At 72.8% G+C, this 17,799-nt stretch carries 17 protein-coding genes; 3 read left to right on the top strand and 14 right to left on the bottom strand.

What is annotated here, in order from left to right; all coding sequences use genetic code 11:
* Nucleotides 1-189 precede the first annotated feature (189 nt).
* The 5 genes from ACYVK7_RS14930 to ACYVK7_RS14910 are packed head-to-tail and all read right to left on the bottom strand — an operon-like array spanning nucleotide 190 to nucleotide 6,062.
* Nucleotides 190-1,164 carry an NAD-dependent epimerase/dehydratase family protein gene (locus tag ACYVK7_RS14930; protein ID WP_460888511.1) on the bottom strand — a complete coding sequence of 325 codons (975 nt, stop codon included), beginning with the start codon at nucleotides 1,162-1,164 and terminating at the stop codon, nucleotides 190-192.
* Nucleotides 1,161-2,849, bottom strand: a complete 1,689-nt coding sequence (locus ACYVK7_RS14925; protein ID WP_460888510.1) for a class I adenylate-forming enzyme family protein — start codon at nucleotides 2,847-2,849, stop codon at nucleotides 1,161-1,163. The genes ACYVK7_RS14930 and ACYVK7_RS14925 overlap by 4 nt, the downstream gene beginning before the upstream one ends.
* Complete coding sequence (locus ACYVK7_RS14920; protein ID WP_460888509.1) at nucleotides 2,846-4,087, bottom strand: cytochrome P450; 1,242 nt, start codon at nucleotides 4,085-4,087, stop codon at nucleotides 2,846-2,848. Before ACYVK7_RS14920 ends, ACYVK7_RS14925 begins: the two co-directional genes overlap by 4 nt.
* Nucleotides 4,084-4,860: a glycosyltransferase family 2 protein gene (locus ACYVK7_RS14915; RefSeq protein ID WP_460888508.1), complete on the bottom strand. Its 777-nt coding sequence runs from the start codon at nucleotides 4,858-4,860 to the stop codon at nucleotides 4,084-4,086. The genes ACYVK7_RS14920 and ACYVK7_RS14915 overlap by 4 nt, the downstream gene beginning before the upstream one ends.
* On the bottom strand, nucleotides 4,857-6,062 hold the full coding sequence (locus ACYVK7_RS14910; protein ID WP_460888507.1) for a 3-oxoacyl-ACP synthase III family protein: 1,206 nt from the start codon (nucleotides 6,060-6,062) through the stop codon (nucleotides 4,857-4,859). The genes ACYVK7_RS14915 and ACYVK7_RS14910 overlap by 4 nt, the downstream gene beginning before the upstream one ends.
* A 126-nt stretch (nucleotides 6,063-6,188) precedes the next feature.
* Between ACYVK7_RS14910 and ACYVK7_RS14905 the strand changes: the two genes are divergently transcribed.
* Both ACYVK7_RS14905 and ACYVK7_RS14900 read left to right on the top strand, forming a co-directional pair.
* Complete coding sequence (locus tag ACYVK7_RS14905; protein ID WP_460888506.1) at nucleotides 6,189-6,764, top strand: Uma2 family endonuclease; 576 nt, start codon at nucleotides 6,189-6,191, stop codon at nucleotides 6,762-6,764.
* 27 nt (nucleotides 6,765-6,791) lie between these two features.
* Entirely contained in the window at nucleotides 6,792-8,090 is a 1,299-nt protein-coding gene (locus ACYVK7_RS14900) for a cytochrome P450 (RefSeq protein ID WP_460888588.1), read from the top strand.
* Nucleotides 8,091-8,106: 16 nt separating this feature from the next.
* On the opposite strand, the gene ACYVK7_RS14895 is transcribed toward ACYVK7_RS14900, so the two are convergent.
* The 5 genes from ACYVK7_RS14895 to ilvD all read right to left on the bottom strand — a co-directional run bounded on the left by ACYVK7_RS14895 (nucleotide 8,107) and on the right by ilvD (nucleotide 13,002).
* The gene (locus ACYVK7_RS14895; protein WP_460888505.1) at nucleotides 8,107-9,072 is read right to left on the bottom strand and encodes an ABC transporter ATP-binding protein; all 966 of its coding nucleotides are present in this window, start codon (nucleotides 9,070-9,072) and stop codon (nucleotides 8,107-8,109) included.
* Nucleotides 9,069-9,881 (bottom strand): ABC transporter permease, encoded by an 813-nt coding sequence (locus ACYVK7_RS14890; RefSeq protein ID WP_460888504.1) that lies wholly within the window; start codon nucleotides 9,879-9,881, stop codon nucleotides 9,069-9,071. The genes ACYVK7_RS14895 and ACYVK7_RS14890 overlap by 4 nt, the downstream gene beginning before the upstream one ends.
* Nucleotides 9,874-10,692 carry an ABC transporter permease gene (locus tag ACYVK7_RS14885; protein WP_460888503.1) on the bottom strand — a complete coding sequence of 273 codons (819 nt, stop codon included), beginning with the start codon at nucleotides 10,690-10,692 and terminating at the stop codon, nucleotides 9,874-9,876. Before ACYVK7_RS14885 ends, ACYVK7_RS14890 begins: the two co-directional genes overlap by 8 nt.
* Before the next feature lie 53 nt (nucleotides 10,693-10,745).
* Entirely contained in the window at nucleotides 10,746-11,060 is a 315-nt protein-coding gene (locus ACYVK7_RS14880; protein WP_460888502.1) for a 4a-hydroxytetrahydrobiopterin dehydratase, read from the bottom strand.
* Between the two features lie 79 nt (nucleotides 11,061-11,139).
* Entirely contained in the window at nucleotides 11,140-13,002 is a 1,863-nt protein-coding gene (gene ilvD, locus ACYVK7_RS14875; protein ID WP_460888501.1) for a dihydroxy-acid dehydratase, read from the bottom strand.
* Between the two features lie 217 nt (nucleotides 13,003-13,219).
* On the opposite strand from ilvD, the gene ACYVK7_RS14870 reads away from it, so the two are divergent.
* Entirely contained in the window at nucleotides 13,220-13,654 is a 435-nt protein-coding gene (locus ACYVK7_RS14870; RefSeq protein ID WP_460888500.1) for a CBS domain-containing protein, read from the top strand.
* 15 nt (nucleotides 13,655-13,669) lie between these two features.
* Here the strand turns inward: ACYVK7_RS14870 and ACYVK7_RS14865 are convergent, their stop codons facing one another.
* The 4 genes from ACYVK7_RS14865 to gatC are packed head-to-tail and all read right to left on the bottom strand — an operon-like array spanning nucleotide 13,670 to nucleotide 17,634.
* On the bottom strand, nucleotides 13,670-14,254 hold the full coding sequence (locus ACYVK7_RS14865) for a GNAT family N-acetyltransferase (RefSeq protein WP_460888499.1): 585 nt from the start codon (nucleotides 14,252-14,254) through the stop codon (nucleotides 13,670-13,672).
* A 25-nt stretch (nucleotides 14,255-14,279) separates the two neighbouring features.
* Complete coding sequence (gene gatB, locus ACYVK7_RS14860) at nucleotides 14,280-15,800, bottom strand: Asp-tRNA(Asn)/Glu-tRNA(Gln) amidotransferase subunit GatB (protein WP_460888498.1); 1,521 nt, start codon at nucleotides 15,798-15,800, stop codon at nucleotides 14,280-14,282.
* Entirely contained in the window at nucleotides 15,797-17,323 is a 1,527-nt protein-coding gene (gene gatA, locus ACYVK7_RS14855; RefSeq protein ID WP_460888497.1) for an Asp-tRNA(Asn)/Glu-tRNA(Gln) amidotransferase subunit GatA, read from the bottom strand. Before gatA ends, gatB begins: the two co-directional genes overlap by 4 nt.
* 14 nt (nucleotides 17,324-17,337) lie before the next feature.
* Complete coding sequence (gene gatC / locus ACYVK7_RS14850) at nucleotides 17,338-17,634, bottom strand: Asp-tRNA(Asn)/Glu-tRNA(Gln) amidotransferase subunit GatC (protein WP_460888496.1); 297 nt, start codon at nucleotides 17,632-17,634, stop codon at nucleotides 17,338-17,340.
* Between the last annotated feature and the right edge of the window lie 165 nt (nucleotides 17,635-17,799).

The following is a 17,799-nucleotide window of genomic DNA, read 5'->3' as shown; positions in this document are numbered from 1 at the left end:
GTGAGCGCGCGGACGATGCCTGTGCTGGGGCTTAGGCCGCGCGCTCAGGAAGTACTACAAGAATGATCGTCTGCACGTGACGCACGTTACGCCGAATCTGCGCCGGTGTCACCCAGCGGGCCGAAGGTCCCACCATCCGAGACAGCAAGGGGGTCGAGCCCCGGGATTCCGCGCCTCCGGGCGAGCCGGCTACCAGCTCATCGCGCCGTGCAGCGACGTCGGCGCCGGGTCCACGCCCAGGCGCTCGCGCAGCACCGTGAGGTCGTAGGTGCGCTCCATCGCGAGGTGGCTGATGGCGTACCGCGACAGCCGGGGCTCGCGGCCGGTCCACCGGGACACGCGCTCCCCCGCCCAGGCCAGGGCGTTCGCGAGGCGGATCGGGATGCCGACCACCTGCACCGGCCGGAACCTGGCGAACATCAGCAGCTCGAGCGTCTCGTCCAGGTCGACGGGCCGCGCGTCGGCGACGTTGGCCACGAGCGGCCGGCCGGCCGCGACCTCCGGCTCGACGTCGGCGACGAGAGCCGCCCGCACCGCCTGCGTGAGGGTGTCGACGTGCGTGAGGTGCTGGCGCACCTTGCCGCCACCGGGGATCGGCAGCCAGGCGCCGACCGCCGCGGACTCGAGGCGGGGCAGCAGGGTCGTGTCCCCGGGGCCGTAGACCGCGTGCGGCCGCAGCACGATGACGGGGCCGCGGCCCTCCCGCGCGGCGTCGGCGGTCAGGTACCGCTCGGCGGCCGCCTTGGTGGAGCCGTACGGGTTGACGTAGCCGCGCGACGGCGCCTCCGACTCGGACACGGCGACGCTCGGCGTGCGCGGGTCGTACACGCTGCCCGAGGACACGTGCACGAACCGTGCCTCCGGGAACGTCTCACGGACCGCGCGCGTGCCCTCGACGTTGACGACCCACGCGTGGGCGTGGCTCCCGCCGTCCGCCACGGCGGCGCCGCAGTGCACGACGGCGTCGACGTCCTCCGCGCGGTCCTCCTTGGCCAGCGGCCCGTCCCGAAGATCCCAGAACTGATGGGACACCTGGGCCAGGAGCTCGCTCGGCAGCCGCGGCACGCGCCGCGAGAACGCGATCACCTCGTGTCCGCGCGCCGCGAGATCGCGCACCACAGCCCCACCGACAAAACCCGACGAACCGGTCACCGCCACCCTCATGCGCGCACTGTACCGGCCAGCGGTGACACCAAGTTGACCAGCGCGCGACGATCAGGCTTCCGGGAGCGCCCGGCCACGGGCAGGTGCGACGCCTCGACCACCAGGTCGGGCAGTGCTCCGTGGTCCAGGACCCGGGTGACCTGCTCCGCGACCGTCCGGGTCAGCGCGGTGCCGGTCCGGAGCTGCGGCGCACCGGCCGCCGGGGACTCGGCGGCGGTCACCACGAGCACCACCCGCTCGTCCCCGTCGGGTACGGGGACGCCGACCAGCACGGCGTCGGCCACGCCCGGCAGGTCCCGCAGCCGGGGCTCGAACAGGCCCGGGTAGATGTTCACCGTCCCGCGGATGATCATGTCCCGGTTGCGGCCGACCAGCACGATCCGCCCGGCGTCGTCCTGGTAGGCGAGGTCCCCGGTGCGGTGCTCGGTGGCACGCGGCCCGCCGGCGTCGAGGTCGGACAGGTACCCGGCCATGAGGGACGGCCCGGTGAGTACGAGCTCGCCGACCTGGCGCGCGCCCTGGGACGTCACCGGGGCCTCGTCCTCGGCCTCGTCAGGATCCATGGCCGTCGTGTCGATGCGGACGCCGATGCCGTCGAGCGGACGGCCCACGAGGTCGCCGTCCGCGGCGGCGGCGATCTTCTCGTCCGCGTCCGTCACCGCGGCGGGCAGGATCTCGGTCGCCCCGTAGACGGCGAGCCAGCGCGTGCCCGGCAGCACGCGGCGGCCGCGTTCGAGCAGCGCGACGGTGACCGGCGCGGCCCCGACGGCGAGCACGGCGGGCCCGTCACCCGGGCCGGCGGGACCGCGGGCCTCCAGCACGTCGAGCAGCGCCGTCACGTCGGCGGGGACGAGGAACGACGAGTCGGCGCCGGCCACGCCACGCGCGAACGCCTCGGGCGCGTCCTTCGGGGCCCTCGCGGGGATCTCCCACGTGCCGCCCGCCAGCAGCGCGGGCAGCCCGAGGAACATCTGGTCGGTGTGCGCACGCTGCCCAGGCCGGAGGCCGCCGACCTGCGCGAACAGGCCCAGCATCCCGCCGAGCGTGCGGGCGGTGTGCACGACGGCCTTCGGGTCCGACGTCGTCCCGGACGTGAAGACGACGAGCGCCTCCCGTTCCGCGTCGACCTCGTCCGGCGCGGGCGGTTCCGGCGTCTGTTCCGTGGTCCTGCCCAGGCGCGCCACCCGGAGCGCCCCGCGCGGCACCCCGGGGAGCCACGGGCCCGTGTACAGGTGCCGCACCGGCAGGCGCCCGTAGTCCGGGAGCAGGAGCCCGCGCGACCGGGCGATCCCCCGCAGCGGACCGGACGACGCCGCGTACAGCAGCGCCTCGGTCGCGGCCCAGGCCGGCCTGGCCGCCGCGATCCGGGCGGCGAACAGCTCCGGCGTCGAACCGGGGTCCACGAAGACGACGGCGCCCCCCGCGCGCAGCACGGCGAGGCACAGGATCACGCCCTCCGGCCGGGGCCGGATGCTGAACAGGACCCGGTCACCGGGCCGCATGCCGCCGGCCCGCAGCCCGGCCGCCGTCCGCTCGACCCGGTCCGCCAGGTCGCCGAACGTCACCTCCTGCCGCGCGCGGGCGCCGTCGCGAGCGCCGGGCGGGCCTCCGCCGAACCAGCGGAGCGCGACCACGTCGGGTGTGCGCTGCGCACGGGTCAGCAGCTCGTCCACGAAGTGCGTCATGCGGCGTACTCCCCAGCCGTCTCCTGCAGGCGTAGCTCGAGCGAGCGGTAGGCGGGGACGAGCACGCCACGGGCGGCGCGACGGCGCCCCACGACCGGAGTCCGGACGTCGTCCGACGCCGCGGCGAGCGCGTCGAGCACCGCGTCGACCTGCGCCATGGCCAGCGGCATGCCGAGGCAGAAGTGCGGGCCGGCGCCGAACCAGAGGTGCCGCACGGCCGGGTCGACGGGGCGGTCCGGGTCGAACCCGCCCGGCGCCCGGCAGCAGTTCAGGGTGGCGATCACCACGCGGTCCCCCGCGGTGACCGGCACGCCGCCGACCGTCGTGGCGGCGCGCACGGAGCGGAGCATCGCCGGCGTCGGCACGGTGACCCGGAGGCCTTCCTCGACGGCGCGCCGCCGCAGCGGCGCGTCGTCCGTCAGCAGGCGCCGGGTCCAGCCGGTGTCGTGCGCGACGGCCACGAGCCGCGGCACGAACGACTGGATGGTCTCGGTGCCGGTGAGCACGAACGCGCCGACGGCGCCCATCGCCTCACGCTCCGAGAGCCCGAGGTCGCGCATCCGGCCGGGCACCGTCGCCGGGTCACCGGCGCGGTAGGCGGCCCGCGCGGGCGCCGTCAGCCGGTCCAGCACGCTCCGTGCCCGCGCCACCTGGGTGCGGGTGAGGCCGTGCCGGTGCAGCCGCACCATCCCGGTGATCGTCTGGGCGGCGGTCATGGCCGAGCGCACGGCCTCGTCCGTCGGGGGCAGCCCGACCATCCCGCAGATCACCGCTCCGGCCTGCGTGGTGACCGCCGCCGCCAGGTCGACGGTCTGCCCGTCGGCGAGCCGGCGCGTGAGCTCCGGGAGGGTACCGGGACCGCCGGCGTCGTCCGCGTGCACCAGCTCGCGCACCGCGCGGGGCGAGAACAGGGGCCCGAGCGCGCGCCGTAGCGCGGCGTGCTCGGCGCCCTCCATGTTGAGCAGCACGGACGGGCCGAGCACCGGCGTCCACAGGTCCGACGGCGCCCCCGGGCCCACCTTGGAGAAGTGGTCGAGGTCGAGCAGCACCTCGCGGGCGAGCGCGGCGTCGCTCACCACCACCCCGATCCGCGGCACGCGCACCACCGGCCGGCTCCGCGCCGACCGCAGCGCCGGGTAGGCCAGCGGGTGCGCCGCGCGCTGCACGCGCTCCTCCCAGACGCCCTCGCCCGGCGCGCCGACGCCCCGGGCGTCGGCCATCACCGGCACGGCGCTCATCGGATGTCCACGACCTCGGGCCGGTACCGGTGGTCGGCGTACCAGCCGAGGGTGCGCACCAGGCCCCAGGCGTGCACGCGGCGGGTCGAGGCGCGCACCCACACGGCACGGTGCTCGCCGTACCGGGTGGTCAGCCGCCGTACCGCGTTGACGAGGGCGCGGTCCTCGTGCACGTCCTCGATGCGGGTGCGCGGGAACCCGCCGGCCCGCTCGTACAGGGACGCGGTGATCGCCATGTTGCAGCCGGGCGTCATCACGTACGGCCCGAGGTACCCCTCGTCCTGGTTGCCGGGCCGGACCTTGCCGAACGTGCTCGAGGCCCACAGCGCGAACGACAGCACGCCCTGCTGGAACCGCGACACCGGCAGGTCGTCGTCGCGCGGCACCAGCCGCCCGGCGACGAGCTCGTCGCCCGACGAGAACGCCTCCCGCACCGCGCGCGTCCAGCCCGGTGGGGGCAGGCAGTCGGCGTCCGTCCGGGCCAGCAGCTCGGCGCCCAGCCGGATCGCGGCGCGCATCCCGGTGTCGGCGGCGGCGCCGGTCCCCTTCTGGTCCTCCGTGACCACGTGCCAGCGCAGCAGCCCCCACTCGGCGATCGCCTTGCGCACCACGTCGGGCGTGCCGTCCGTGGAGCCGTTGTCCACGACCACCAGGTCGAAGTCGTCGTCCTCCTGCTCGTGCAGCGCCTCGAGCGTACGCAGGATCCCGTGCTCGTGCGCCTCGTTCAGCGCGGGCACGACGACGGCGAGACGCGGGCGTTCGGCGGGGGTCACCACCGGACCACCATCGCGCCCATGCTGATGCCGCCGGCGAGCCCGAGCAGCAGCACGACGTCGCCCCGCCGCAGCCGTCCCGACTCCTGCGCCTCGACGAGCTGCAGCGGCAGGGTCGCCGACGCGATGTTGCCGTGATCGGCGACGGTGACGATCGTGCGGTCGGCCGGCACGCCGAGCGCCCGGTGCACGTCCCCGAGATAGCCGACGGCCACCTGGTGCACGGCGACGAGCGCGACGTCGTCCATGGTCACGCCGGCCTGGTCCATGGCCTGGCCCACGGGGCCCGACCCGAGCGCGAGGAACGCCTCGCGCAGCCGCGAGCCGTCGATCTCGAAGTAGCTCCGCTCGGGGTCGCGCGGGTTGACGGTTCCACCGCCCGGCAGCATCCCGACGTCCCAGTGCTGCGACTCGGCCGCGAACGCCGAGGCGAGGATGCCGGAAGGCGGGCCCCCGGGCGGCCCGGGCGCTCCCGGCCCCTCGTCGCGGACCAGCCCGGCGAGCTCGGCGGCCAGGTCGTCCTCGAAGGTCTCGACGGCGCCGGTCGCCTCGCCGGTCGCCTCGAGGAGCACCGCCGCGCCGGCGTCGGACATCGTGTACCCGGCCGCGGACATCGCGTAGGTACGGCGGTCCGGCACGTCCCACCGCACGCCTCGCGTGGGCATCTCGCCGCACGCGACGAGCACGCGGCGGTACCGGCCGGTGCCGATGAGGGCCTCGGCCACCTCGATGCCGTTGAGCACCGAGTTGCACGCGTTCTTGACGTCCATCACCGGTGCGCGCACACCGAGCTTGGCCGCCGTGATGTGGCTGGTGGCGGGCTCGATCATGTCCTGGGTGGCGGACGCGAAGATCAGCAGGTCGACGTCCGCGGGCCCCAGCCCGGCGCGGCCGAGCACGGTGCGGGACGCGGCGACGGCGAGGTCGGAGGCCTGCAGGTCGTCGTCGGCCACGTGGACGCGGCGCACACCGGTCAGGCGGGACACCATCGGGAGCCGCGGCGCGACCTTCGGGTTCCTGCGGTGCAGGTCACGCTCCGCCTCGGCGACGTCGCGCGTGCGCTCGGGCAGGTGCACGGCGACGTCGACGATGCGGGCGACGGGGCGGGGACGCGGCTGGTGCGGCGCCGTCGGGTGCGACGCGGACGGTTCGGCAGGTCGGGCCGGTGCCGGGTTCAGCACAGCGGCCGGTTCGGGGAGCACTCGGCACAGGGTAGGGCACGCGCATGCCGCGCGGGTCTTCGCTAGACGTATTAACGTCTAGGTGTGCGATCGACAGCGGCAGCGACGAGTCCTGACACGACAGTTGCGCGTTGCTACCGTGGTGCCATGACCGAGCTGCCCGACTGGATGCGCCCGCCGCGCCCGGAAGGCTGGCTCGCCGAGGACCTGGACAATCTGCCGAACGCTCCACGCCACACCGAGCTGATCGACGGAGCCCTCGTCTTCATGATGTCCCCACAACGCCGCTGGCACAGCAGTGTCATCTTTGCCCTGCGGACCAACCTGACGCGCCAGGCTCCGGAAGGAGTCTCCGTCGACAGCGAGATGACCGTCCTCCTGGACAAGCACAATCGTCCCGAGCCCGACCTGATCGCGTCGACGGCGTCCATCGCCGGCGACGCGACCTGGTACGAGGCCAAGGACATCGTGCTGGCGGTCGAGGTGGTCTCCCCTGAGTCGAGGCACCGCGACCGGTCGGTCAAGCCGCACAAGTACGCCGAGGCGGGGATCCGTCACTTCTGGCGGGTGGAGGACGAGGACGGCAACGCGTCGACCGCGATCCATGTCTACGAGCTCGACGACCTGACCAGGACCTACGTCCCCATCGGCATCTTCCGCGACACCCTCAAGGTCGACCTGCCGTTCCCGATCGAGCTGGACGTCCAGGGACTGTACGGCTGAGCCCATAGGGTGACGGCCGTGAACCAGATGCTTCCGACCACCCGGCACGAGCTGGGGCTGCTGTACCGCGCCCGGCCCGCGATGGCCGGCCTGCTGCTCGCCGGCACCGCCGCGCGGAGATGGCCCGGCGCGGGCTCCCCGGTGCGCAAGGTGCCAGGCATCGGGTGGGTCACGGCAGATCCGGTGGTGGCGCGGGCGGTGCTGCAGGACCACCGGTCGTTCACGATCCTCGGCGAGGGTGGCGTGGGGAACCTGTGGGCCCAGATCCTCGGCGACTGGGTGCTCGACCTGTTCGACGGTCCCGGCCACCACGACCTGCGCACCCGCACGCGCGAGCTCTTCACCGAGGCCGTCTCGCGGGACCTCGTCCAGACCGCCTGGGGCGAGCGGATCGCCGAGGCGGACGCGGTGCTCGGCTCCGGCGGAACGCTCGACGTCGCGCACCTCGCCCGGGTGCTCGTGGGGCGCATGGTCATCGACCTGCTGGGCATCCCCCGCCCGGCGGGGCACGGCGGCGCCTGGCCCGACGACGAGGGGGCGCTGCGGATCTTCGAGACCGGGGAGCGCCTGGCCACCGTCGCGCTCGGTACCGCGGGGTCGACGATCCTGACGCCGGACCAGGTGGCGACCGCGCAAACCATCGTCGCCGAGCTGACCGCGGGGATCCCCGACGGCTGGCGCGACGCCCCTCCGGACACCCTGCTCGGCCGGTGCAGGGAGCTCGGCCTCGGGCTGACCGAGACCTCGGGACTGGCCTCGCTGCTCATGGTCGCGGGGACGGAGACCGCCGCGAGCGCCATGGGCCGGACCACGGCGCTGCTGATCGACACGGGCGAGCAGCACCGGATGCTCGCGGCGATGCGGGCAGGTACGGCGGCGGGTGTACCCGTCCCCTCGGCCGAGGCCGGTGGGCCGCGGACGGCCCGCCTCCTGAACCCCGGGGAGGCCGACCCGGTCGAGAACGTGGTGCGTGAGGGTCTGCGGGTGACGAGTCCGGCGTCGGTGATCGGCCGAGGGGTGGCCGCCGACGTCGAGGTGGGCGGTGCCCGGCTGCGCGCCGGCGAGCGGATCATGCTGCTGGTCTGGTCGGCGAATGCCGCGGCGGGCCCGTTCCGGGCTGATCGGCCGTACGTGCGGGAGTCGCGGCAGCTCTGGTTCGGTGCGGGCCGGCACCTCTGTCTGGGTGCGGCGCTGGCCAGGGCGGAGATCAACACCCTGCTGCGGACGTTGTGGTCGACCGGTGAGCCGCTGCGCGTCGTCCGGCGCCGTGCGGCCCGGGGTGTGCTGGTCCCGGCCTGGTCGGAGCTGCTGGTCTCCCGCCGCTGATCCGCCGCCGGAGGGCTCAGCGGCGGGTGGCGCGGTAGATCTCGCGCACCACGTCCTCGATGTCGGGCTCGGCGATCGACAGGTCCACGACCTCGGCCCGTTCGGACACGGCGGCGAGCACCCGCGCCGCCGTCGTGTGCTGCGGGTCGAAGGCGAGGCGTTGCCGCAGGCCGCCCGACTCGCTGCGGACGTGCTCCGCGCCGTCGAGGTCCACCAGGTCGGGGCGTTCCGTGGCGAGGTCCACGACGAGCTCGCGCCGGGCGCCGACCGTGCGGCTCAGCCCGTCGAGCGTGCCGTCGAACGCGAGCTGTCCGTGGTCCACGACGAGGATGCGGTCGCAGAGCCGCTCGACGTCGCCCATGTCGTGGGTGGTCAGCAGCAGCGTGGTGCCGTGCTCGCGCCGCTGCGCCACGAGGAACTCGCGCAGGCGCTGCTTGGACAGCACGTCGAGGCCGATCGTCGGCTCGTCGAGGATGACCAGCTCCGGCCGGTGCAGCAGTGCCGCTGCGACCTCCGCGCGCATGCGCTGCCCCAGGGACAGCTGCCGTACCGGCGTGGACAGGAACTCCCCCATCTCGAGCATGTCCACCAGCTCGGCGGTGCGGGCGCGCTCGTCGGCCGCGGAGAGCGAGTGGATCGCGGCGAGGATCGAGAACGACTCCCGCACGGGCAGGTCCCACCAGAGCTGTGAGCGCTGCCCGAAGACCACGCCGATCCGGCGCGCGAGCGCGCGGCGCTGCTTCAGCGGGTGCAGCCCGACGGTGGTCACCGCGCCGCTGGTGGGCACCAGGATGCCGACGAGCATCTTGATGGTGGTCGACTTGCCCGCGCCGTTCGCGCCGATGTAGCCGACCGACTCTCCTGCCTCGACGGTCAGGTCCAGGCCGTCGACGGCGACGTGCCGACTGCGCCGCAGCCGGTTCTTGCGGTCCGGCCGCCCGGTGAACACCCGGGTCAGGCCCTCTGCCTCGATGACGTTCATCCGCCAGCTCCTCGGTAGTGACGTAGGCCCCAGCGCCAGCACAGTCCCGCGACGACGACCGCCCAGAGGGCGGCCACCGGCGCGCACCAGCCGAGCCAGGTCGGCAGCCCGGCCAGGCCGGGCATGCCGAGCAGGGTGGACACCGGCAGGTACGACGCGAAGGCCACGGGGAAGACGCCGGCGAAGACGACCAGCAGGCCCCGGGGCCACACGGTGGCGGGCTGCGTCGCCGCGTACCGTCCGCCGTACACGAACGCGTTGGTCATCTCGGCGCCGTTGACCAGGAAGAACTGCAGCCCGGCGGCGGTGACGAACTGTGCGGTGAAGATGACGAACCCGCAGACCAGCGCGAGTACCAGCAGGCCGACCGTGCCGGCGTTCCAGTCGATGTCGTTGATCACGAGCCCTACGGTCAGCGCCGCCGCGCCCACCAGGCAGCGCCCGATGCGGCGCAGGCTGAGGTCGCTCGTCACGAGCTGTGCCAGCAGCGGCTGCGGCCGCAGGAAGAACACGTCGAGCGTCCCGGCGCGCACGTAGACCGGCAGGTTGTCGCAGTGTCCCGCCACCAGGTCCGCCAGGGAGAAGGCGAGGTCGGACAGGCCGAACACGAGCATGATCTGCGCGAGCGTGAACCCGCCGATCTGGTCCGTCGCCGAGTACAGCACCCAGATCTCGGTGAACTCGATGGTCCCGACCAGCACCGCACCGACGAGGTCCATGCGAAAGCTGGCGCGATAGCTGGCCTGCGAGCGAGCCCGGCTCGCGATGACCGCCCGGTAGGCCCGTAGCCTGCCGCGTGCCTCAGCCACCCTGCACCTCCAGCCTGCGGCGTCCGGCCCGCGTGGCGAGGTGCCCGGCGCCGAGCACCAGCGCGAGCCACAGGGTCTGCACCCCGACGTGCTGCCATGCCCCGGCCCCGGTGACCTGCCCGGAGAGCACGTCGATCGGCAGCTGCATCATCGACGGGAACGGCGTGAGGAGGGCGACGGTCAGCAGCCAGTCCGGGAAAAGGTAGATGGGCGTGAACAGGCCGGCGAAGAATCCGGAGATCGCCATGTAGAACACGCTGATGCCGCGGCTCTCGACGAGCCAGAACCCCGAGGTCGCCACGGCGTACATGGTCGCGTGCGAGACCGCGATGCCGATCAGGAGGCTGAGCAGGCCCAGTGCGTACGCGCCGGCGGAGGGCGGCAGGGCCATGCCGGCGAGCAGCACGCCGATGAGCACGCTCGGCAGCCCGCGCGGCAGCAGGGCGAACAGCCCTTTGCCGATCTCGGTCAGCACGTGTGCCGCCTGGACGCTCACCGGCCGGAGGAAGTCGACGGCGACGTCGCCCGACTTGATCCGGACCTGGAGGTCGTTGCCGCCCCACAGGTTCACCGAGCCGAGCATCCCCTGCCCGAGCCACACGAACGCTGCCATCGTGGCCGCCGAGTAGCCGGCCAGCTCGCCGCCCGAGCTCTCGACCGCTGCGCCCATGATTCCGCCCTTGAGCAGGCCGAACGTCGCGTTCGCCACCAGGCCGGCGAGCATCGCCAGCGGGTAGGCGGACTGCCCGCGGAAGCCCGCTACCAGGAACCGCCAGTACGGGTTCCGGGCAGGGGACGGGAGCGGGCGCACAAACGCGGGACTCTACCCGCCCGCCGGACGCGGCTCACCATGTTTTTCGGCGGTCAGAGATCGCCCGGGTCCGCCGCGATGCTGAGCTCACGAGCCGCCGCCGAGATCTCCTGCGCGAGCAGGAGATCTCGGCGGGACAGCCCGCTGATGTCGTGTGACGAGGTCCGCACCGTCACGGTCTCATAGCGCAGGTCGACGTCCGGATGGTGGTTGGCGGCCTCGGCGAGCGCGCCGATGCGCGTGATCAACCTCAGCCCCGTGGCGAACGAGCCTGTGGTGAATCGCACGACCGCCGAGCCGCCCTGCACCCGCCAGTCGCCGGTGCCCGCGCCCGCCATGAAATCGGCAGCGGTGATCGCGTCGCTCATGAGTCGTTCTCCCTGGGTCAGGTGTCCGGATCACCCCACCATGGCACGAGACTCCGACACTCGAAACGCCGCCGCGCGATCAGCCCCGGCGCAGCCGCGCCACGTCCCGCACGGCACCCCGGTCGGCCGACGTCGCCAGGGCCGCGTAGGCCTGCAGCGCGGGCGACACGTACCGGTCGCGGGCGACGGGCTGCCACGGGCGCTCCGAGGACTCCATCTTGGCGCGGCGCTCGGCGAGTACATCGTCGGCCACGTTGACCCGGATCATGCGGGTGTCGACGTCGATCTCGATCTCGTCGCCGTCCTCGATCAGGCCGATCGTGCCGCCCGCGGCCGCCTCCGGGGAGACGTGCCCCACGGAGATGCCGCTGGAGCCGCCGGAGAACCGGCCGTCCGTGATGAGCGCGACCACCTTCCCGAGGCCGCGGCCCTTGATGTAGGAGGTCGGGTACAGCATCTCCTGCATGCCCGGGCCGCCGGCGGGGCCCTCGTAGCGCACCACGACCACGTGGCCCGGCTCGACCTGCTTGGTCAGGATCTTCTCGACCGCCTCGTCCTGCGACTCGCAGACCAGCGCCTTGCCCACGAAGTGGAACACGTCCGGGTCCACGCCCGCCGTCTTGAAGACGGCGCCGTCCTCGGCGAGGTTGCCGCGCAGGACGGCGAGCCCGCCCTCGACGGTGTACGCGTGCTCGACGTCGCGGATGCAGCCGCCCGCGCCGTCGGTGTCCAGGCTCTCCCACTGGTTGTTCGTGGAGAAGGCCTTGGTGGTGCGCACCCCGCCGGGCGCGGCGTGGAACAGGCCGAGGGCTCGCTCGGTGGCCTTGCCGCCTCGGATGTCCCAGTCGTCGAGCCAGGCGCGCAGCGTCGGCGTGTGCACGGAGGTGACGTCGTGGTCGAGCAGGCCGCCCCGGTCGAGCTCGCCCAGCAGCGCGGGGATACCGCCGGCCCGGTGGACGTCCTCCATGTGGTAGTCCGGGTGGTTGGGCGCGACCTTCGACAGGCACGGGACCCGGCGGCTGATGCCCTCGATGTCGGCGAGCGTGAAGTCGACCTCCGCCTCCTGGGCCGCGGCGAGGATGTGCAGCACCGTGTTCGTGGAGCCACCCATGGCGACGTCGAGCGTCATCGCGTTGGCGAAAGCCGCCTTGGTCGCGATCCCCCGCGGCGCCGCGCTGTCGTCCTCGTCGTCGTAGTACCGGCGGGCCAGGTCGACGATGGTGCGGCCGGCCTCGAGGAACAGCTCCTTGCGGGCGGCGTGCGTCGCGAGCGTCGAGCCGTTGCCCGGCAGCGACAGCCCCAGCGCCTCGGTGAGGCAGTTCATCGAGTTCGCGGTGAACATGCCGGAGCACGAGCCGCAGGTGGGGCAGGCGTTCTCCTCGACCAGGCCGAGCGCGGCGTCGTCCACGTTCTCGTCGGCCGAGTAGTTGATCGCGTTGATCAGGTTGAGCGGGGTCTTCGCGACGCCGTCGGCCACGACCGCCTTGCCCGCCTCCATGGGGCCGCCGGACACGAAGATCACCGGGATGTTGAGCCGGAGCGCGGCGTTGAGCATGCCGGGCGTGATCTTGTCGCAGTTCGAGATGCACACCAGGGCGTCCGCCGTGTGCGCCTGCACCATGTACTCGACCGAGTCCGCGATGAGGTCGCGGCTGGGCAGCGAGTAGAGCATTCCCGCGTGGCCCATCGCGATGCCGTCGTCGACGGCGATCGTGTTGAACTCCTTGGCCACCCCGCCGGCCTCGCGGACCGCCGACGCCACGAGGTCGCCCATGTCCTTGAGGTGGACGTGCCCCGGTACGAACTGCGTGTACGAGTTCGCGATCGCGATGATCGGCTTCCCGAAGTCATCGGCACCCATGCCCGTGGCGCGCCACAGCGCGCGGGCTCCGGCCATGTTGCGACCGTGGGTGGACGTCCGGGAGCGCAGGGGACGACTCATGACAGTTCAGCTCCTTCGATGCTGGGTGGCCGCGCTGTGTGCAAGGCGAACGGCCTGCAGCACGCTACCTCCGGTACGCGCTCCACGACGGCCGGCGTCCACAGGGTGACCCTCCGGTGTTCCCCCTCCCCTACCTGATCCTCGCCTGGTGCCGTACGGTCGTAGCAGGGGCACGCAAGGACGCGGTCCCCGGCGTGCACGCGACGGAGGTGCTCGAATGCGGGTGACAGAGGCATTGCGGCGCAAGGGCAGCTCGGTGGTCACCATCTCAAGGGACCGGAGCGTGCGGGACCTGCTCGCCCTTCTCGCCCAGCACGGCATAGGCGCCGTCGTGGTGTCGGACGACGGCGTGAGCGTCGACGGGATCGTCAGCGAGCGTGACGTCGTCCGGCGGCTGCACTCGGACGGGGACGAGGTGCTCGACGGCACGGTGGAGGCGATCATGACCGCCGCGGTGCACACCTGCGGACCGGAGGCCACCCTCGACGAGCTGATGCCCGTGATGACCGAGCACCGGGTGCGGCACGTCCCCGTGCTCGTGGACGCCCGGCTGACCGGCATCGTGAGCATCGGCGACGTGGTCAAGCACCGGATCGCCGAGGTCCAGGCCGAGCGCGACCAGCTGACCGCCTACATCACGGGCGGTCCCTAGCCGGCCCGGGCCGGCTCAGTCCTGCAGCGCCCGGTACTCGTCCTCGAGAATGCTCATCACGACGGCGTCCGCCCACGTGTCGCCGTCGCGGTAGATGTCCCGCAGCCGGCCCTCCTCGCGGAAGCCGAGCGACTCGTACAGCGCCTGGGCACGTGGGTTGATGCTGAGCACGTCCAGGCTCACCCGGTGGAGCCGGGGCCCCGGCTCGCCCTCGACACCGTCGAACGCGAACCGGAGCACCTCCTGGATGGCTTCCCTGCCGTACCCGCGGCCGCGGTAGTTCGGCAGCAGCTGGAGCCGCAGGTTGGCCGAGCGGACGTCCTCGTCGAGGTCGTTGAGCACGATCTCGCCGATCATCTCGTCGCTGACCGGTTTGCCGTCCCGCTCCGCGGCCGGACAGATGGCCCAGTCGTAGCGGCCGGGCCGGTCGCTGACCGTGCTGGCCCACTCGTCGATCTGGTCGCGGGTGAAGACGGCGGTCGTCCCGGTCAGGCGGGTGCCCTCCGGGTCCTGCACCGCCTCCCACAGGCGTGCCGCGTCGCGCCCCTCGATGGGGCGCAACCGCATCATCTCGCCGTGCAGGAGCGGCCCGCGGGTCACGTGACCGGCCTCGCCGAACGCGACCTCACTGGGCGATCCGATCCAGCACCAGCTCCCTGACCCGCTTGGCGTCCGCCTGGCCCCGCGTCGCCTTCATGACCGCACCGATGATCGCGCCGACCGGTCCCTGGTTGCCACCACGGACCTTCTCGACGATGTCGGGCTGGGCCGCCAGAGCCTCGTCGATGGCGGCGAGCAGCGGACCGTCGTCGGACACGACCTCGAGGCCGCGCGCCACGACGACGGCTTCCGGGTCGCCCTCGCCGGCGAGCACGCCGTCGAGCACCTGGCGGGCGAGCTTGTCGTTGATCCGGCCCGACTCGACGAGCCCCTGCAGCTGCGAGATCTGCGCCGGGGTGACGGCGAGCTCCTCGAGCGTCACCTCGTCCTGGTTGGCCCGGCGGGCCAGCTCGCCCATCCACCACTTGCGCGCGCCCGCGGCGCTCGTGCCCGCGGCGACGGTCGCCTCGATGAGCTCGATCGCGCCCGCGTTGACGACGTCACGCATTTCGGCGTCGGCGTAGCCCCACTCCGTCTGGAGCCGACGGCGACGGGCGACCGGCATCTCCGGGAGCGTCGCCCGGATCTCCTCGACCCACTCGCGGCTCGGGGCCACCGGCACCAGGTCCGGCTCGGGGAAGTAGCGGTAGTCCTCGGCGTCCGACTTCACACGGCCCGACGACGTGGTGCCGTCCTCCTCGTGGAAGTGTCGCGTCTCCTGGACGACCGACGCGCCCGCGTCGAGCACACCCGCCTGGCGGGACACCTCGTAGCGCACGGCGCGCTCGATCGACCGGAACGAGTTCACGTTCTTGGTCTCAGTACGCGTACCCAGCGGTGACTCGGGCGTGGGCCGGAGCGACAGGTTCACGTCGGCGCGGACGTTGCCGCGCTCCATCCTGGCCTCGGAGACGTCGAGCGAGCGGAAGATGTCGCGCAGCGTCTGCACGTACGCACGCGCGACCTCGGGAGCACGCTCGCCGGCCCCCTCGATGGGCCGCGTCACGATCTCCACCAGCGGGATGCCCGCGCGGTTGTAGTCGACGAGCGAGTACTCGGCGCCCTGGATGCGGCCGGTCGAGCCACCCACGTGGGTGTTCTTGCCGGCGTCCTCCTCCATGTGCGCGCGCTCGATCTCGACGCGGAAGACCTCACCGTCGTCGAGCTCGATGTCGATCCAGCCGTCGAAGGCGATCGGCTCGTCGTACTGCGACGTCTGGAAGTTCTTCGGCACGTCCGGGTAGAAGTAGTTCTTCCGGGCGAACCGGCAGCTCTCGGCGATCGTGCAGTTCAGCGCGAGGCCGATCCGGATCGCGTACTCGACGGCCTTGCCGTTGACCACCGGCAGCGCCCCGGGGAGCCCGAGGCTCACGGGGGTCACCTGGGTGTTGGGCTCGCCGCCGTAGGCGACCTCGGCCGCGCAGAACATCTTGGTGAGCGTGCCGAGCTCGACGTGCACCTCGATGCCCAGCACCGGGTCGTAACGGCGGACGGCGTCCTCGTAGGCGACAAGCTTCGTCGCCGTCGCGGATGTCTGGGCAGTCATCGGGCGAGCTCCGTGGTCTTGAGTTCGGGTGCCTTGTTCAGGATGGGTCCGCCCCAGCGGGACTCCAGGGCTGCCTCGAGGGCGGCGCCCACGCGGTACAGCCGGTCGTCCGCCTTGGCGGGGGCCAGGATCTGGAAGCCGACCGGCAGGCCGTCGTCGGACAGGCCGTTCGGCAGGGACATGCCGGGCACACCGGCAAGGTTCGCGGGGATCGTCGCGATGTCGTTGAGGTACATCGCGAGCGGGTCGTCGAGCTTCTCGCCGAACTTGAACGCCGTGGTCGGCGCCGTGGGCGAGACCAGCACGTCGGCCTGCTCGAACGCCGCGGCGAAGTCGCGCTGGATCAGCGTGCGCACCTTCTGCGCGCTGCCGTAGTAGGCGTCGTAGTAGCCGGCCGACAGGGCGTACGTGCCCAGGATGACGCGGCGCTTGACCTCGTCGCCGAAGCCCGCGCCGCGGGTGGCGCCCATGACGCGCTCCGCGGTGACCGGCCCCTCGGCAGGCTCGACGCGCAGGCCGAACCGCATGCCGTCGAACTTGGCCAGGTTGCTGGAGGCCTCGGCGGGCATGATCAGGTAGTACGCGTCGAGCGCGTAGCCGAAGCTCGGGCAGGAGACCTCGACGATCTCCGCGCCGAGGGCGCGCAGCTGCTCGAGCGACTCGTCGAACCGCGCGGACACTCCGGCCTGGTAGCCCTCGCCCGACAGCTCCTTGACCACACCGACGCGCAGGCCCTTCAGGTCGCCCTTGGCACCCTGCTGGGCCGCCGCGACGACGCCGGGAACCGGCTCGTTGATCGACGTCGAGTCGTGCGGGTCGTGGCCGCCGATCAGCTCGTGCAGCAGCGCCGCGTCGAGCACCGACCGGGTCACGGGGCCGGCCTGGTCGAGCGACGAGGCCATGGCGATCAGCCCGTACCGGGAGACGCCACCGTAGGTGGGCTTCACACCGACCGTGCCGGTGACGGCGCCCGGCTGGCGGATCGAGCCGCCCGTGTCGGTGCCGATGGCGAGCGGCGCCTCGAAGCCGGCCACGGCCGCGGCGGAGCCGCCGCCGGAGCCACCCGGGATCCGGTCCAGGTCCCACGGGTTCTTGGTGTTGCCGAACGCCGAGTGCTCGGTCGAGGACCCCATGGCGAACTCGTCCATGTTGGTCTTGCCGAGGATCGGCAGGCCCGCGGCCTTGATGCGCTGCACCAGCGTCGCGTCGTACGGCGGGATCCAGCCCTCGAGGATCTTCGATCCCGCGGTGGTGGGCAGGCCCTTCGTCACCACGACGTCCTTGACCGCGATGGGAACGCCCGCGAGCGGGTGCAGCTCCTCGCCCGCGGCACGCTTCGCGTCGACGTCGGCAGCGGTCGCCAGTGCCTCGTCCGACGAGACGTGCAGGAACGCGTGCAGGTCTCCGTCGACGGCGGCGATGCGGTCCAGGTTGGCCTGTGTGGCCTCGACGCTGGAGATGTCCTTACGGGCCAGCGCGGACGCGAGGTCGGACGCGCTGAGCCGGGTGATGTCCTGTGTCATGTCGCTGCTTCCCATCACTCTTCGCCGAGGATCTGCGGGACGGCGAACCGTCCGTTCTCCTGCTGCGGGGCGCCGTCCAGGACGTCCTGGATCGGCAGGGCGGGTTCCGGCACGTCGTCACGGAACACGTTCGTCAGCGGGAGAGGGTGGCTCGTGGCCGGCACGTCTGCGGTAGCGACCTCGCTCACGCGAGCGACGGACTCGACGATCACGTCGAGCTCGCCTGCCAGGCGGGCGACCTCGTCCGGTCGCAGATCGATCCGTGCCAGCGCAGCCACGCGCGCGACCTCGTCGCGGGAGATGGTGGACATGGCGCCCAGTCTAGTCTCCGCACAGCCTTCGCTCGCCCCGATTCCCCCGTGGCCACTGTGAAATCCCCGCGACCTGCAGGCTGCCCGGGGATTGTTCCGGGAATGCAGTCAGGGGATGGAACCCGCCCACCCGAAAGGGTGCGCGGGTTCCATCCCCTGCTGGGA

It is taken from the genome of Promicromonospora xylanilytica, assembly GCF_054782895.1.
The sequence above is the reverse complement of the archived record's forward strand: the minus strand, read 5'-3'. Positions and strand labels throughout refer to the sequence as shown.